The sequence below is a fragment of the Bacillus paramycoides genome (genome assembly GCF_038971285.1).
In the GTDB taxonomy this organism is placed as follows: domain Bacteria; phylum Bacillota; class Bacilli; order Bacillales; family Bacillaceae_G; genus Bacillus_A.
The window spans coordinates 4861163-4876305 of sequence record NZ_CP152427.1; the positions used below are offsets into that span (position 1 = coordinate 4861163).

The following is a 15143-nucleotide window of genomic DNA, read 5'->3' on the forward strand; positions in this document are numbered from 1 at the left end:
CTCCCTTATTTTACTTGATTTCTTTTTTCTAACATCATACTCCACGCTGTTAAAATAACAGCGCCCACTACCATAATCCCGCCTACCCAAGCTGTATGAATTAATCCTAACGAGTTCGTAACAATGCCTCCTAAATAAGCACCGAGAGCGATTCCCGCATTAAACGCTGCAATGTTAATCGCGGATGCCACATCAACAGCGCTAGGTACAAATCTTTCAGCCAATATAACGACATACACTTGTAGCCCTGGAACATTCATAAATGCGAATAGTCCCATAAAAATAATTGTGATGAGTCCAGCGACTTGAAACGGCGCTGTAAATGTGAAAACAAATAATACAATTGCTTGAATAAAGAACATGTAAAATAATGCTCGAATCGGATTATGATTTGATAATTTTCCGCCGATCATATTCCCTATTGCAATGGCGATTCCGTACACTAACAAAATAATTGTAACGGTACTTGCTTTAAATCCTGTTACTTCTTGTAATAGCGGGGATAAATACGTAAATGTTACGAATGTTCCCCCGTATCCTAATGCAGTAATAATAAATACAAGTAATAGTCTTCCATTCGTAATCAACTTAAATTGATCGCGAAATGATACAGACGTACCTTTTTTTAAGTTAGAAGGAATTAGCATACTGTTGGCGATGAAAGCAACGATCCCAATTGCCACAATTACCATAAATGAAGCTCTCCAGCCAAATTGTTGACCGATAAACGTTCCAATCGGTACACCTGTAATGGTCGCAACGGTTAAACCAGTAAACATAAATGCAATTGCACTCGCACGTTTATTCTCTGGTACAAGCGCAGCCGCAATGGTGGATCCTATCGACATAAAAACGCCGTGCGCAAACGCAGATACAACCCTCGCGATAAGTAACACAGTAAAACTTGTTGCCACCGCCGCAATTCCATTACCAATAATGAAAATAATCATAATCCACATTAATAACGTCTTTCGCGACATACTAGCTGTTAATGACGTTAATACTGGGGCACCGAACGCTACTCCTAACGCATATAAAGAAACGGTTAAACCCGCTGTTGTAACAGAAACATGTAAATCCTCTGAAATAGATGGTAATAAACCGACACTAATAAATTCGGTTGTACCAATTCCAAACGCACTAATGGCTAGTGCTAATAAAGCAAACATACTTCTCCGATTCGTCTGTACTGCCGAAGAAGATACTGTATATGAATTCAATTGAACTCCTCCTTAATGCTAGAAATCCAATCATAATAGTATGAAAAAAGGCCTTTTTTCTTCTACAAAAATAAATTTACTGCTCATATATGCTATTATGAATGGCTTCACTCTTTTTTTGAAGAACGCACTTAAAAGTACGATAGGTACCTAAAAGTAACATAGGTACTTTTTAGTACCGTACTACTCATTTCCCTCTTACATATGCTATTATGGAACATATTCAACATGATAAAAAGTACGTACTTTAAAGTGCTATAGGTACTTTTTAGTAACATTTAAATGATTTAGCTTCTTTTGTTGGAGAACTGACATCTACATTCATCAAAGGAGATTTTAATATGAAGAAATATAACATTCCCGTTGAAGCAACTTTAGAGGTTATCGGTGGAAAATGGAAAGTCGTTATTCTTTGCCACTTAACGAAAGGTACAAAGAGAACGAGTGAATTAAAACGTCTCATGCCTGGTATTACACAGAAAATGTTAACGCAGCAATTACGCGAACTAGAAGAAGATGGAGTTATTCAAAGAAAGGTATACAATCAAGTACCACCGAAAGTAGAATATTCCCTTACAGACTACGGTTGGTCTTTAGAATCCATTCTTGATTCCCTTTGTACTTGGGGCGAATGCCATCTTGAAAAAAGCGGTAACACATCGATGCTAATAACAGAAGGTGAACAATAAAAAAAGGAAAAAACGAACATGAATTTGTTCATTTTTTCCTTTTTTTCTTTATATATATGTACATTTCTAACTGGAACAAAATATTTTATACGCTTTCATACCTTGTCAGCACTACGTTATACACTCAATATCAAATAATTAGGAATCATTTTTATGTTAACATAGGTGTATATAGTATATAATATAGGATATATATTATATACACTTTCCGGTAACGGAGCTTTTCCATTATGCGGACAAGCCATGTATCGGACAGTTCATAAATAATAGGTAAGAAAATATGGTTTTAGATTTATGCTAGCTTGTTTGCTGCCATAAATTTAAAGGCATTTTATTGTGTTTTGTGAAACTTTGTATAAAGTTTCGCAAGCGTTTACTATCTTACCTATCAAAAATAAGAGTATTGCTATCGTAAAGGAGAATTGGAGATGCCAGAAACTATGACTCAAACAAAGCCAGAACAAGAAACTGTACAAATTTCTGCTAGCCAAGGACAACTTGATGTACTTGATCAGTTGTTAAAACCTGAGGTACAAGAATCATTAACAACACTAGTAGAACAGCTTCCAAAATTAACTGAGCTTGTTAACATTTTAACTAAGTCTTATGACTTCGCTCAAACTGTTGCTACTGATGAAGTATTAAAAAGCGACACTGTTGGTGCAATTACAGAGCTTGTAGAACCTGTAAAAGATACAGTGAAAAGCATGGCTGCAACTGCAATCGAAGCGAAAGATCGTGCTGACGAAAGCAACGAAGTTATCGGCCTATTCGGTCTGTTAAAATTACTAAAAGATCCACAAGCACAAAAAATGTTCCGCTTTGTGAACGCATATCTTCAAATTAGTGCAGAACGTAACAATAAATAATTTAACTTATAACAACAATTAGTAAAGACGGGGGATATCATACTATGTCAAAACAAATTGTCATCTTAGGCGCTGGTTATGGCGGTCTTCTTGCCGCTTTAAACGTACGTAAATATTACAGCAAATCAGAAGCACAAGTTACAGTGATTAACCAATACCCAACACACCAAATCATCACTGAATTACACCGCCTTGCAGCTGGTAACGTGTCTGAGCAAGCAATTGCAATGCCACTTACAAAGCTTTTCAAAGGTAAAGATATCGATCTTAAAATTGCAACAGTTGAGTCATTCTCAGTTGATAGCAAAGAAATCAAACTAGCTGGCGGCACTACTTTATCTTACGATGCACTTGTAGTTGCTTTAGGAAGTAAAACTGCTTACTTCGGTATTCCAGGACTAGAAGAAAACAGCATGGTATTAAAATCTGCTGCTGATGCAAACAAAATCTACAAACACGTTGAAGACCGTATTCGTGAATACGCGAAAACGAAAAACGAAGCTGATGCTACAATCGTAATCGGTGGTGGCGGATTAACTGGCGTTGAGCTAGTTGGTGAGCTTGCTGACATTATGCCTAAACTTGCAAAAAGCCACGGCGTAAATCCAAAAGAAGTTAAACTTCTTCTTGTGGAAGCAGGTCCAAAAATCCTTCCAGTATTACCAGACCACTTAATCGAACGTGCAACTACTAGCCTAGAAGCACGCGGCGTTACATTCTTAACAGGTCTTCCTGTAACAAACGTTGCTGGCAACGAAATCGACTTAAAAGATGGTCAAAAACTTGTTGCTAACACATTCGTTTGGACAGGTGGCGTTCAAGGTAACCCACTAATCGGTGAATCAGGTCTTGAAGTAAACCGTGGTCGTGCAACAGTTGATGCATACCTACAATCTACTTCTCACAAAAACGTATTCGTTGCTGGAGACAGCGCTGTTGTCTTCGCTCCAGACGGACGTCCATACCCACCAACTGCACAAATCGCTTGGCAAATGGGTGAGTTAATTGGATACAACTTATACGCTGCACTAAAAGGCAAAGCATTCGAAGAGTTCGCACCTGTAAACTCTGGAACACTTGCTAGTCTAGGACGTAAAGATGCTGTTGCTACAATCGGAGCAAGCAATACTCCACTTAAAGGCTTACCAGCATCATTAATGAAAGAAGCAAGTAACGTTCGTTACTTATCACACATTAAAGGTCTATTCAGCTTAGCTTACTAATCTGATTATAAGCCCGAATCATGCCCAGCATGGTTCGGGCTTTTTTAGTCCGTAATTTCCTCTAACTTATTTATTCGGCAGAAGAATAATATAACCCTTTTAATTATCTAAATTTACTGATTATTTTATGTCTAAATTGTGTATATGAAAGGATGGAAGTATTCTTTCTACTCCCATCCTTTCACACAAATTATTCTCCTAACTTCACTAAGCTGTAGTTCTTCTTCCCTTTACGAATAATAATAAATCGTCCATCAAATGAATTTTCTACAGTCACATCCGTATCTACATCCGTTACTTTTTCACCATTCATAGAAATAGCTCCGTTATTAATATCCTCACGTGCTTGTCGTCTAGATGGTTCAATTCCTAAATCGACTAGCCATTCTACGATATTTTTCGTCTCTTTTGAAGACTGGAATGTTGGCATTTCTTTAAAGCCTTGCTCAATTTCATCGGCTGTTAACGATTTAATATCTCCGCTAAATAATGCTGCGGTAATTTTCACAGCTTGCAGGAATGCCTCTTCTCCATGAACAAATTTCGTCATTTCTTCCGCTAATACTTTTTGCGCTTCACGTTTATGAGGCTCCGTTTCTACCTTCACTGCCAATTCATCGATGCGCTCTTTCGTTAAGAACGTAAAGTATTTCAAGTATTTAACGACATCACGGTCATCTGTATTTACCCAGAACTGGTAAAATTCAAATGGTGTTGTTTTTTCAGGATCAAGCCAAACCGCACCACCTGCTGATTTACCAAACTTCGTACCATCTGATTTCAACAATAACGGAATCGTTAATCCGAATACCTTCGCTTCGTGTCCTTCTAACTTACGAATTAAGTCTAACCCACTCGTAATATTTCCCCATTGGTCACTACCACCAATTTGCAGTTGAACATCTTCTTTCGTGTATAAATGATGGAAGTCCATCGCTTGCAAGATTTGGTACGTAAATTCTGTGAAAGAAATTCCTGTATCTAAACGACTTGCTACAATGTCCTTCGCTAACATGCTATTGATGCTAAAGTTTTTTCCGTAATCACGTAAAAATTCGATAATGTTTATTTCATGTGTCCAGTCGTAGTTATTTACCATCTTCACTTCGCTATTTCCGCCAAAATCAAACAGCTTTTTCATTTGCGCTGTTAACGCATCCACGTTATGCTGCACTACTTCTAACGTTTGAAGTTGACGTTCTGATTGACGTCCGCTCGGATCACCAATTGTTCCTGTTGCCCCGCCGATTAAAATAACTGGATGATGACCAGCTAACTGGAATCTCTTCATCATCATAAACGGAATCAAATGTCCGATATGCATACTATCACCAGTCGGATCAACTCCGCAGTATAGTGAAATCTTTTTCTCTTCTACTAGCTTACGTAAACCTTCTTCATCTGTCTGTTGATTAATGGCACCGCGCCATTCTAATTCATCAATAATGTTCATCTTTTGTCATCCCCTCTATTTTTTTGAAAACAAAAAATCCCTATGTCTATGACATAGGGACGATTATTCACCGTGTTACCACCCAGTTTGTATAAATAGCATAGCTACTCATACCACTCTTAGCAATAATATCGATTGCCAATCCGCTTAGCATTACCTAAGATACTCCAGAGTGTAATTCGCAAGTTTGTTTGTGCTAGGTTCCAGCAACCCCTAGCTCTCTCGTTAACAGTGACAAACTGCTACTGGGCTCTTTCAACGTATGTTATTTGTTAAATTATTAGCCATTATATTGAATCGCAAACAAATTGTCAACAATACCCAAATATTATTTTAAAATAATTCACAGTTTCATACGTAGAGTTTATTCTTTATCTTCTCCAATAATTCTTACTTCTCGCTCTAACTTCACGCCAAATTTCTCTTCAACAGTCTTTTGTACGAAGTGAATTAAATCGATGTAATCTTGTGCTGTTCCGTTATCAACATTCACCATAAATCCAGCGTGTTTTAGAGAAACTTCCACTCCGCCAATTCGCTTACCTTGTAGCCCTGATTCTTGAATTAGTTTACCAGCAAAGTTATTTGGTGGGCGCTTAAATACGCTACCACATGAAGGATATTCTAGAGGCTGTTTTGACTCACGTTTGAACGTTAAATCATCCATTTTTGCTTTAATTTCTTCATGTACACCTTCTTCAAGTTCAAATCTCGCTTCAAGAATAATGTAATGGTTGTTCGCAAATACACTCTTACGATATCCAAATTCAAATGCTTCTTTCGTCAAAGTACGTAGCTCTCCATCACCTGTCATTACGACAGCTTCTGTTAATACAAACGAAATTTCACCGCCGTAAGCACCAGCATTCATATATAATGCTCCGCCAACTGAACCTGGAATACCACAAGCAAACTCAAGACCCGTTAAATTATGATCTAATGCAATACGTGATACATCAATAATTGCCGCACCGCACTGTGCTACAATCGTCGTTCCTGTTACAGTAACACCTGTAATATGAATTAAACTTACTGTAATTCCGCGAATTCCACCATCTTTAATAATGACATTCGATCCATTTCCTAAAAACGTAACTGGAATATTATATTTGTTAGCATATTTAATAACTTTTTGAATTTCATCATAATTTGTCGGTGCAACGAACACATCTGCTTTTCCACCAACTTTAATATGCGTATGATTCTTTAACATTTCATCTTGTTTCACATGACCTTCAGGCAATACCGTACTTAAATATTCATAAACCTCTTGCATATTCATTTTACGATTCCTCTATTTCTATATTCTTTTTATCCCGTTATACGGGCCCATAATATCCCCACATACATGAAATGAACCTAAAGTGGTGGATACAGTGTACCCAAAATCAATTCGAGACACCTATAAACCTCTTAATTTATAAGAGGTGCCACTCATATTAAAATATATATTGCATAATAAAGCAACCCAAATGAGCTACTAAACTTGACATGTCATCAGAAAGACAACAATTTGTAAAATATATTACTTTTTCAACACACTATCCTTCAGTATCTTACTATATCATACGAAAATAAAGTGGTATTTTTTTGTAATATTTACTTTATTTTCATCACTAAAAAGGGAGGCTTTTACCTATGTAAAAGCCTCCCTTTCATCACTTATTATAAATTACTTTTCGTTCTCTTCTTTTTCCTTATCAAACCATAACAGCTCGTCATTATCAACTTCACCATTATAATTGATTAAGATTTCTTCTCCCGCTTTTATATCCTTATAAGCGAAGAAGTTAAACGTATGGTTCTCGAAGACAATATCATACGTTGCATTCGGTGTATATGAATGATTAAATAACATACCGTATCCTAAAAGGATTGCCGTATGATTTACCCCATACTCAAATGCGTAATCAGCAAGCAACGTTTTCTCAATGTGTTCATGCTGTTCATTCGGATAAGAGATAACTGGTGCTGCGTGTATCAACTCACCTTTTTTAATATCACGAGTTGCAAATACACCTCTATTAAATTCTCCATCACTAAGTTCAGAAGTCTTAACTTCGATCATATGCGTCACCTATATAATTCTTTCTTTGAAGTATTTTAATTCCGCTATTAGCTGAATTTTATCTCCTTAAGCTTGGCAGAAAACGCACAGAAAAGCAATTAAATTCCGCTCAAGTATTCGTTTAAATGAAAAAAGAGCACACATAGTGTGCCCTTTTGAAACGATATTACTTTTCTAAAATATCTTCTAACAACTTCACTTGCTCACTAACAGTATGTAATGTCTTCACTGATGTATCATTTCGATGTTTTTCTTCTTCCACACTTGCTAACACTTCTTCCGTAGCCGCAGAAGTTTGCTGAATTACATTAGAAGCATGTGTAACATCCTTTACGATATTCGTCGTTTTAACTTGGAAACTTTCTTGATGACCAACGATTTCTCTCATTACATCATTGATTGTATCAATAAACTTTCCTAAATCCGTTACGTTTGTTAAAACGCTTGCTAACATTTCGTTACATTCTTCTTGTACTCTTTCTGATTTCTCTACCTGCACTTCTACCTTACTTGCTTGATTACTAAACTCCTTCAAAATACCTTGAATTCTCCCCGCAGAACGATTCGATTCTTCGGCCAGCTTTAATACTTCATTCGCCACAATAGCAAACCCTTTTCCATGCTCACCTGCTCTTGCCGCTTCAATATTTGCATTTAAAGCTAGCAAACTCGTCTGACTTGAAATATTCGTTATTACATCTACAATTTCATTAATTTGCTTCGACTGTATCATTAAATCTCTAAATATAATTCCTGATTGTGAAACAACATCATTTAAACTTTTCATATTCGCTTCAAAATTTCGCAAAGTATGTACACTACCCTTTGAAATTTCTAAACTTTCATCAACACGAATCGATGCATTTCTTACTTGAGAAATGATTTGTTCAATATTCCCCTCCATCTCATTCAATACTTCTACCGAACGATGCATCATCTCTGATTGTGATTGAGTACCAACTGCCACCTCTTCAAAAGCGAAATTAATTTCACCCATCGACTCCATCGATATATTCATATTTTGTCTTAAATGATTGAAATTACTATCTAGTTTTACAACCGTTTCCTCAATAAGTCTTTGCGTTTCTTCTAACTCCTGAGCTTTCCTCATTACTTCTTGCTTCTCATCACTTAAGCGGGCTAACAGATTAGAGCCAATCTTCGTTACGCCCCACATAGCAATCGTTACGATCGCTAACAAGCTTGCAAAGTTTGCAGCTTCAGATGCGGCTGTATAAGCAAAAAATTGCTCCGGCCAATAACTACAAAGAACAAATGTGATCACAACCGCTACTCCGCCAAGAATGATAACGAGACGTTCACTTAAATAAATAAGTGAAACCGCTAGTGTAAAGTAGACCATTTGAAATACAGCCGGGCTTTCATTAAATGCTTGTATCATAATGAAAGACATTATAAGCAACATAAATGTCATGATATATTTATACACTGATTCCATACTTTTTATAAATGTAAAGCTTGTTCCAAATACAACTACAGACATACCACAAATCCAAAACGGTAGTACGCTCGGTCTAAAAATATATCCGTAATACCCAATCAGGATTATCCCAAGGAAGAAACTACAAATCGTAATAAACAGCAATAAATGATTTTTCTGTGATTCTTTCTCAAGGCTAGAAAAACAAGTTTCCTTTAACCACTCCATATATAAAGTCCCACCTTCTGCACTTCATTACTCCAGCTTAAATACCGCACTCACTGGGTTATGATCGCTATTTTCAAACTTTAAATTTTTCCCTTGCACATTTACAATCTCCACATTCGGTGAAACGATGAAGCCATCAATAATCGTGACGAAGTTTTCACCCTCCACATATTTCTTCACATCATCTCTCACAGTCATAACAGACGGATCTACAGCCCACTTAAAGCCACCATCAGTAAAGTCCTTTGGTAACTCTACTAACCATTCCGGACGCTCTTTCACAAACTTCGGATCACTTAACTGAGCATTTGAAACTAATTGATTCCAATCTCCGCCCATTATTACGTAATCACCATTTTTATAATGCTTGTTCATATATTCTTTTAAATACTCTACTTGCTGTTTTCTAATTTTCCCGCCTTCATCATATGCAGACAAATGTAAGTTTACAAGTCTAACATGCTTTCCATTATTAACAGGGATTGTATGTTCAACAATCGCTCGATCTAAATCGAATAAGCGCTTCGGCCAAGGCTCCATTCCAGGAAGCTGGAATCTCTTCGCTGTTTGAACTGTATATTTAGAAAATGTACTTAATCCAGCCTCCGCATATCCCATTGGACTTGTAATTGGAACGGGAACCCATTTTGTATCATAGTTCTTTCCGAACGACGAAGCATAATCAGGTAATCCTTTTTTCAAAAACTCATGCTCATTCACATCAAATGATCGCATTGATTTTATATCGACTTCTTGTAATAACGCAAAATCACTATTCTCATTTTGTAAAAACGAAAGCATATTCTTTAAGTTCGTTTCCGTTTGCTCTTTACTACTTGAACCAGATCCTTTTCCACCATCCATAAAGAAATCTTGATCCTTATCTAATCCACCATATCCAATATTAAACGTTGTAACTTTAAACTCATTTTCAGACGCTAATACACGCTCCTTATTATTTTCCACCTTCAAACTTATAACATCAGCAGGCTGTTCTTTTGTAATTGTCATATACGCTAAAAAACCACCTAAAATGCAAGCTCCTATCAAAATACATATAAGTACTATTTTTAATAACTTCTTCAAATAAACGCCCCTTTTCTAAAACACAAAACTTAATTGTCTTTATTTTCAGTTAACTAAAACTGAATGACAGACATAAGAAATATTTTATCACATTGAAAACCTCATATCACTATATTTAGTTTATAAGCATATTCATCTCCCTTAAACCATTACACACATACAAAACGACTCCACTTCTTCACTGGAAATTCAATAAAATTTTTAGTACACTATATGTAATAATCATAGGCGATGGAGTTCGCCATAATCGCTGCTTAGCTAATGACTCCTACCAGTATACATACTGGTAGGAGTCTATTTTTTTGAGCAAGCTATTTAAAGAGGTGAGAAAATTGATTTATATTATCGTTGGTATTGCCGGTATATTAGGAGCCCTCTCTCGTTATTATTTAGGCCTTACCATTCATACTTCATGGCATCATTCATTTCCATTAGCTACATTACTTATTAACTTAGCTGGCTGCTTCTTATTAGCTTGGCTAACTACGTATATCGCTCGGAGAAATATCTTTTCTTCAGAGATTATCACAGGCATTGGAACTGGATTTATCGGTTCCTTTACGACATTTTCGACATTCAGTGTAGAAACTGTGCAATTAATCCATCATTCTGAATGGAGTACGGCTTTGCTATATGTATCATGCAGCATAATCGGTGGCCTCATTATGTCTGCTCTTGGCTATACACTAGGTGATTTCTTAATTAAGAAACATCTTACGGATGGTGATCACTTATGATGGAAGCTTTATTAGTAGCAATAGGCGGTTTTTTCGGTGCTATTACACGATTTGCAATTAGCAATTGGTTTAAAAAAAGAAATAAAACTTCCTTTCCAATTGCTACATTTCTCATTAATATAACAGGTGCATTTTTACTCGGATATATAATTGGCAACGGGGTCTCTACAAGTTGGCAATTATTATTAGGGACTGGATTTATGGGTGCCTTCACTACATTTTCGACGTTTAAATTAGAATCTGTTCAGCTTCTCAATCTAAAAAAATGTAGCACACTCCTTTTATACGTAAGCACTACTTACATAATCGGTATCCTCTTCGCATTCCTTGGAATGAAACTAGGCGGAATATAAAGAAAGAAAGCGACTCTAATCAGTCGCTTTCTTTCATAAGAAGTATGTCCCGCCATACGGAATAGAAAATAAACCCATTGGTTGCACATCGTAATGTACACTTTGCATCGGAAGCTGTGAGTACGACATATACGGTCCTTGCATCATTTGTGCAAAATATGCTTGTTGCTGCATTTGAATCGCTTGATTCACAGCATGAATTGTCCCCTGTGCTCCTGCCAGTGTAATAGCTGCTCCCACTTGTCTACCACTATAAAAATAATGATCCATCATGATTCAGCTCACTTATTATTTTTCTTCCGTATCGTATGTTTCTATTTCATAGTGAGTGTTTTGTCCCGATTAATGGATCCCTCACTACTTAAACTTCATTTTATCTATTACTTTTTTTCAGCTTTGAAGCAATAAATTCAAATAGTAATACACCAATACCACTCAAAAATAATACATAACTTGTCGGTACTAGGAAAAAGAAAGGTTCTTCAAGAAATCCATTCGCCCCCACTTTACTATTTGAAGCATGTATAGTTAAAGAAATGATCGCTAAAATCATGAAAGAAATAGATACTACGTATTTATTTATCATTTCAAATTCTCCTCCATTCATATAATTATCCTTAGATTGTTAACATCATACTATCTAAAAACACATCAAAAATCAATATTTTTTTATTGTTTTACAATAAATACATTGTCTAAATTTAAAACAAAAAGGTTTGCGAAGCATCTTGCATTGCCTCACAAACCTTTTCAAACATACATATTTATACTTCAAATCTCTTACTTACTACAACATATATCGCACATAATAGCACGAATATCCCAGCATAAATTAACAAAATTTCTACACTAAACATATCAGCCAATGGGCCAAATATTATCATTCCTAAAGGAAGCGCGCATGAATTAGCGATTTGTACAAGACTAAACATTCGTCCGTGCATGGAAGGTTCTACTTTTTCCTGCAATAACACGTTAACCGGTGTATTGAAGCACGGCATTGTTATACCAATTAAAAAGTTAAATACTAAATACATAATAAATACCGGAGCTATCCCTAGTCCAATCATAAGCAGTCCATACAACGCACAAGCTAGCGCTGTTGTATGCATACGATTACGGAAACCACCCCACGCTGCAATCAGCACGCCACCAGCTACTGCCCCCGCACTAAAAGTCATCTCGCTAGCAGTAAGTCTCCACATTTCTGCACCGAAAGAACGAGTCACCATTAAAGGTGTTAAAAAGGCAGCTGGACTTATTAAAATCATGACAATGATTAATAAAACAAGTAGCCTTTTAATAAATACATTTTCTTTTAAATAAGCAAAGCCTTCTTTTATGCCTTGTAGATTAGATTTTTGCTTACTCTCTGCATTCACATGTCTCTCCACTTGAATGATAAACATAATACTAATTCCGATCATAGCCGTAATAACATCAATAAAAAATGTCGTTTCAATGCTAGCAATAGAAAGAATTGCAGCACTTGCTGCTGGAGAAAGAAACATAATTAAAGATGTAATACTGCTATTCATCCCATTTACTTTCATAAGATGATCTTTTGGCACGATTTGTGGGATTAACGCATTCACAGCGGGCGTTTGTACCCCTGTCCCAGCCGAACGAATGAGTAGTACTATAAAAAGTAACCAAATACTTTTATATCCAGTTAAAAATAAAACTGCTAAGACTAACGTCGCAATCGCTATAACCCCATCCGATAACATAATCATCTTTTTACGGTCATAACAATCAATCCAAACACCTGCAAACAAAGATATCGCAATTTGTGGTAGAAAGCCGCAAACAGTTGAAATGGTCAACATCACTCCTGATGATGTTGTAAGGGTGATATACCATATAATCGCGTATTGCACGAGAGAGGAACCGAACAACGAAATCGTTTGAGCGGCCAAAAATAATATAATTTTCGTTTTCCAATTGTTTTCACTCATATGTTTCACACCCCCTTAACTAATCCTGTCTCTATATCAAAGGTGCCATCTGCCCAATCAAGATAAAAACTTGCTTCGTGAGATACGAGCATAATGCTCCCCTTAAACTTAATTAGCGCCTTTTGCAAAGCTTCTTTCGCTTCTGCATCTAAATGATTTGTCGGTTCATCTAAAATTAAGAAATTACAAGGTGATAATAATAATCCGCCTAATTTAACCTTTGATTGTTCACCACCACTCAACGTACGAATTTCTTGTGAAACATGAGTATCCTTCACACCACACGCAGCTAAATGATGACGTATTTCCTTCATATTCAGTTTAGGAAACTGTTCTGAAATAATTTGAAGCGGCGTTAAAGAATCATTGCTCCAATTTAAATCTTGCTCATAATATCCAATCTTTATTTGCTCTGAAAAGTGAAACCCTCCAGAAATACTAGCAATATTTCCAACGATTGTTTTTAACAAAGTAGATTTCCCTACTCCATTGAAACCTGTAATAACAAGTTTTTGCCCACCCATTACTGAAAAATTCAACTTTGGTAAGAGAGCAAAATCGTAACCAACTTCAAGATTGTTTACTTCAAGAACTGTCTGAACTGAAATGGGAAGTTCTCGAAAATGAATAGACGGTTTATGAGTAAAACTTGGTGGCGCAATTCTTTCCATACGTTGCAACTGCTTTCTACGTCCCTGTGCTATTTTTGAATTGACCCCAGCAATATTTCTACGAATATACTCTTCCGTTTTTTCAATTTTCTTTTGTTGTGCATAATATTGACGAATATAATCTTTTCGCAAATGCTCCTTTTGTCTTACAAAATCCGAGTATTTTCCGTAATACTTCTTCACCGTTCCAAACTCTACATCACATATACAAGAAGTCACTTTTTCTAGAAAATTAAAATCATGTGACACGACAATAAACGCCCCTTCAAAATTCATTAAATAATTAGCAAGCCATTCAACATGCTCTTTATCAAGAAAGTTTGTCGGTTCATCTAGTAATAAAATATTAGGCTCTTCTAATAAAAGCTTTGCTAAAATTACCTTTGCACGCTGCCCTCCGCTTAATTCACCAATAATACGATCCATCCCAATCGCATCAATACCTAAACCGGCTGCTACCTTATTTATTACGCTGTCTACTGAATAAAAATCACGAGCCTCGAGCAGTTCTTGAATTTCTGCCGCTTTTAATAGTTGATTCTCATCTCCAGTCATCGCACTTTCTTCATATAACTTGTTCATTCTATCTTCCATTTCATACAAATCATTAAAGGCTCGCTTTAAATATTGTGAAATAGTATAGTTACCATCAATTTCTGCATATTGATCAAGATGTCCAATTTGAATATTAGGTTGCCACTTAATGCTCCCCTTATCAGAAATAATTTCCCCCACCAATATTTTCATTAACGTACTTTTTCCTGCACCATTCTGTCCAACAATTCCCATATGCTCCCCTTTATGCAAATCAAAAGAAGCATTTTCGTATAATACTTTATCTATAAAACTATGTGATAAACTTTCAACTTTAAGTAAACTCATTTTTATTCCTCTTTTCCTGAAATTAAAAAAAGCAGAGAGATAGCGTCATTCGACACTAGCCCTCTGCTTCGTGGTTTTTCCTATACTACTCCAATTTACAGTAAAGACTCATCAGAATAATATACACAAAGGGCCATAGACAAAGCATTTTCTATGGCCCCTTAATCTATTTTATACACCAGCTGAAAAACCATAACGAAATAAGCATAGGTAAACTATACTTTTTTCGAAAAGTTATTCAGCCGATGAATATAGGGGATTTATA

The 15143-nt window shown here is 36.1% G+C and carries 15 protein-coding genes, 1 riboswitch and 1 other annotated feature; of the genes, 5 read left to right on the plus strand and 10 right to left on the minus strand.

The annotated features are described in order from the left end of the window. Positions 1-5 precede the first annotated feature (5 nt). On the minus strand, positions 6-1169 hold the full coding sequence (locus AAG068_RS25410; protein ID WP_342719816.1) for an MFS transporter: 1164 nt from the start codon (positions 1167-1169) through the stop codon (positions 6-8). 392 nt (positions 1170-1561) lie between these two features. Here AAG068_RS25410 and AAG068_RS25415 point away from each other — a divergent pair, with 392 nt between their 5' ends. From AAG068_RS25415 to AAG068_RS25425, 3 genes are all read left to right on the plus strand, one after another. Further along, entirely contained in the window at positions 1562-1909 is a 348-nt protein-coding gene (locus tag AAG068_RS25415; protein WP_000760478.1) for a winged helix-turn-helix transcriptional regulator, read from the plus strand. Between the two features lie 428 nt (positions 1910-2337). Continuing rightward, positions 2338-2778: a DUF1641 domain-containing protein gene (locus tag AAG068_RS25420; protein WP_001115309.1), complete on the plus strand. Its 441-nt coding sequence runs from the start codon at positions 2338-2340 to the stop codon at positions 2776-2778. 44 nt (positions 2779-2822) lie between these two features. Then, positions 2823-4001: an NAD(P)/FAD-dependent oxidoreductase gene (locus AAG068_RS25425; protein WP_342716265.1), complete on the plus strand. Its 1179-nt coding sequence runs from the start codon at positions 2823-2825 to the stop codon at positions 3999-4001. Between the two features lie 190 nt (positions 4002-4191). Here AAG068_RS25425 and tyrS read toward each other — a convergent pair whose 3' ends face one another. From tyrS to AAG068_RS25450, 5 genes are all read right to left on the minus strand, one after another. Further along, a complete protein-coding gene (gene tyrS / locus AAG068_RS25430) occupies positions 4192-5454 on the minus strand; it encodes a tyrosine--tRNA ligase (RefSeq protein WP_342716266.1) in 1263 nt (420 codons plus the stop codon). Positions 5455-5506: 52 nt separating this feature from the next. Then, positions 5507-5722 (minus strand) — a binding site (T-box leader). A gap of 96 nt (positions 5723-5818) precedes the next feature. Continuing rightward, a complete protein-coding gene (gene murB / locus AAG068_RS25435) occupies positions 5819-6736 on the minus strand; it encodes a UDP-N-acetylmuramate dehydrogenase (RefSeq protein ID WP_062921880.1) in 918 nt (305 codons plus the stop codon). Between the two features lie 390 nt (positions 6737-7126). Next, the gene (locus AAG068_RS25440; protein WP_142337544.1) at positions 7127-7522 is read right to left on the minus strand and encodes an SET domain-containing protein; all 396 of its coding nucleotides are present in this window, start codon (positions 7520-7522) and stop codon (positions 7127-7129) included. Between the two features lie 166 nt (positions 7523-7688). Next, entirely contained in the window at positions 7689-9191 is a 1503-nt protein-coding gene (locus tag AAG068_RS25445) for a DUF4077 domain-containing protein (RefSeq protein WP_342716267.1), read from the minus strand. Between the two features lie 27 nt (positions 9192-9218). Further along, entirely contained in the window at positions 9219-10277 is a 1059-nt protein-coding gene (locus tag AAG068_RS25450; RefSeq protein WP_342716268.1) for an endonuclease/exonuclease/phosphatase family protein, read from the minus strand. 218 nt (positions 10278-10495) lie between these two features. Then, positions 10496-10555: riboswitch (Fluoride riboswitch) on the plus strand. A 54-nt stretch (positions 10556-10609) separates the two neighbouring features. Here AAG068_RS25450 and crcB (AAG068_RS25455) point away from each other — a divergent pair. Then, positions 10610-11014: a fluoride efflux transporter CrcB gene (gene crcB, locus AAG068_RS25455; protein ID WP_342719817.1), complete on the plus strand. Its 405-nt coding sequence runs from the start codon at positions 10610-10612 to the stop codon at positions 11012-11014. Continuing rightward, complete coding sequence (crcB, locus tag AAG068_RS25460; protein ID WP_342716269.1) at positions 11011-11367, plus strand: fluoride efflux transporter CrcB; 357 nt, start codon at positions 11011-11013, stop codon at positions 11365-11367. The genes crcB (AAG068_RS25455) and crcB (AAG068_RS25460) overlap by 4 nt, the downstream gene beginning before the upstream one ends. Positions 11368-11400: 33 nt before the next feature. On the opposite strand, the gene AAG068_RS25465 is transcribed toward crcB (AAG068_RS25460), so the two are convergent. The 4 genes from AAG068_RS25465 to AAG068_RS25480 form a co-directional block, all read right to left on the minus strand. Further along, positions 11401-11640: a DUF3947 family protein gene (locus AAG068_RS25465; RefSeq protein ID WP_342716270.1), complete on the minus strand. Its 240-nt coding sequence runs from the start codon at positions 11638-11640 to the stop codon at positions 11401-11403. Between the two features lie 100 nt (positions 11641-11740). Next, entirely contained in the window at positions 11741-11974 is a 234-nt protein-coding gene (locus AAG068_RS25470) for a DUF3955 domain-containing protein (RefSeq protein WP_342716271.1), read from the minus strand. 157 nt (positions 11975-12131) lie between these two features. Then, positions 12132-13325: an MFS transporter gene (locus AAG068_RS25475; RefSeq protein ID WP_342716272.1), complete on the minus strand. Its 1194-nt coding sequence runs from the start codon at positions 13323-13325 to the stop codon at positions 12132-12134. Between the two features lie 5 nt (positions 13326-13330). After that, positions 13331-14878, minus strand: a complete 1548-nt coding sequence (locus AAG068_RS25480) for an ABC-F family ATP-binding cassette domain-containing protein (RefSeq protein ID WP_342716273.1) — start codon at positions 14876-14878, stop codon at positions 13331-13333. Between the last annotated feature and the right edge of the window lie 265 nt (positions 14879-15143).

Excerpts from the sequence above, each read along its gene's own strand:
- tyrS (WP_342716266.1), bottom strand. The coding sequence starts at position 5,454 with ATGAACATTATTGATGAATTAGAATGGCGCGGTGCCATTAATCAACAG.
- AAG068_RS25420 (WP_001115309.1), top strand. The coding sequence starts at position 2,338 with ATGCCAGAAACTATGACTCAAACAAAGCCAGAACAAGAAACTGTACAA.
- crcB (WP_342716269.1), top strand. The coding sequence starts at position 11,011 with ATGATGGAAGCTTTATTAGTAGCAATAGGCGGTTTTTTCGGTGCTATT.
- AAG068_RS25445 (WP_342716267.1), bottom strand. The coding sequence starts at position 9,191 with ATGGAGTGGTTAAAGGAAACTTGTTTTTCTAGCCTTGAGAAAGAATCA.
- AAG068_RS25410 (WP_342719816.1), bottom strand. The coding sequence starts at position 1,169 with ATGTTTGCTTTATTAGCACTAGCCATTAGTGCGTTTGGAATTGGTACA.
- murB (WP_062921880.1), bottom strand. The coding sequence starts at position 6,736 with ATGAATATGCAAGAGGTTTATGAATATTTAAGTACGGTATTGCCTGAA.
- AAG068_RS25440 (WP_142337544.1), bottom strand. The coding sequence starts at position 7,522 with ATGATCGAAGTTAAGACTTCTGAACTTAGTGATGGAGAATTTAATAGA.
- AAG068_RS25425 (WP_342716265.1), top strand. The coding sequence starts at position 2,823 with ATGTCAAAACAAATTGTCATCTTAGGCGCTGGTTATGGCGGTCTTCTT.
- AAG068_RS25470 (WP_342716271.1), bottom strand. The coding sequence starts at position 11,974 with ATGAATGGAGGAGAATTTGAAATGATAAATAAATACGTAGTATCTATT.
- AAG068_RS25465 (WP_342716270.1), bottom strand. The coding sequence starts at position 11,640 with ATGATGGATCATTATTTTTATAGTGGTAGACAAGTGGGAGCAGCTATT.
- AAG068_RS25480 (WP_342716273.1), bottom strand. The coding sequence starts at position 14,878 with ATGAGTTTACTTAAAGTTGAAAGTTTATCACATAGTTTTATAGATAAA.
- AAG068_RS25415 (WP_000760478.1), top strand. The coding sequence starts at position 1,562 with ATGAAGAAATATAACATTCCCGTTGAAGCAACTTTAGAGGTTATCGGT.
- AAG068_RS25475 (WP_342716272.1), bottom strand. The coding sequence starts at position 13,325 with ATGAGTGAAAACAATTGGAAAACGAAAATTATATTATTTTTGGCCGCT.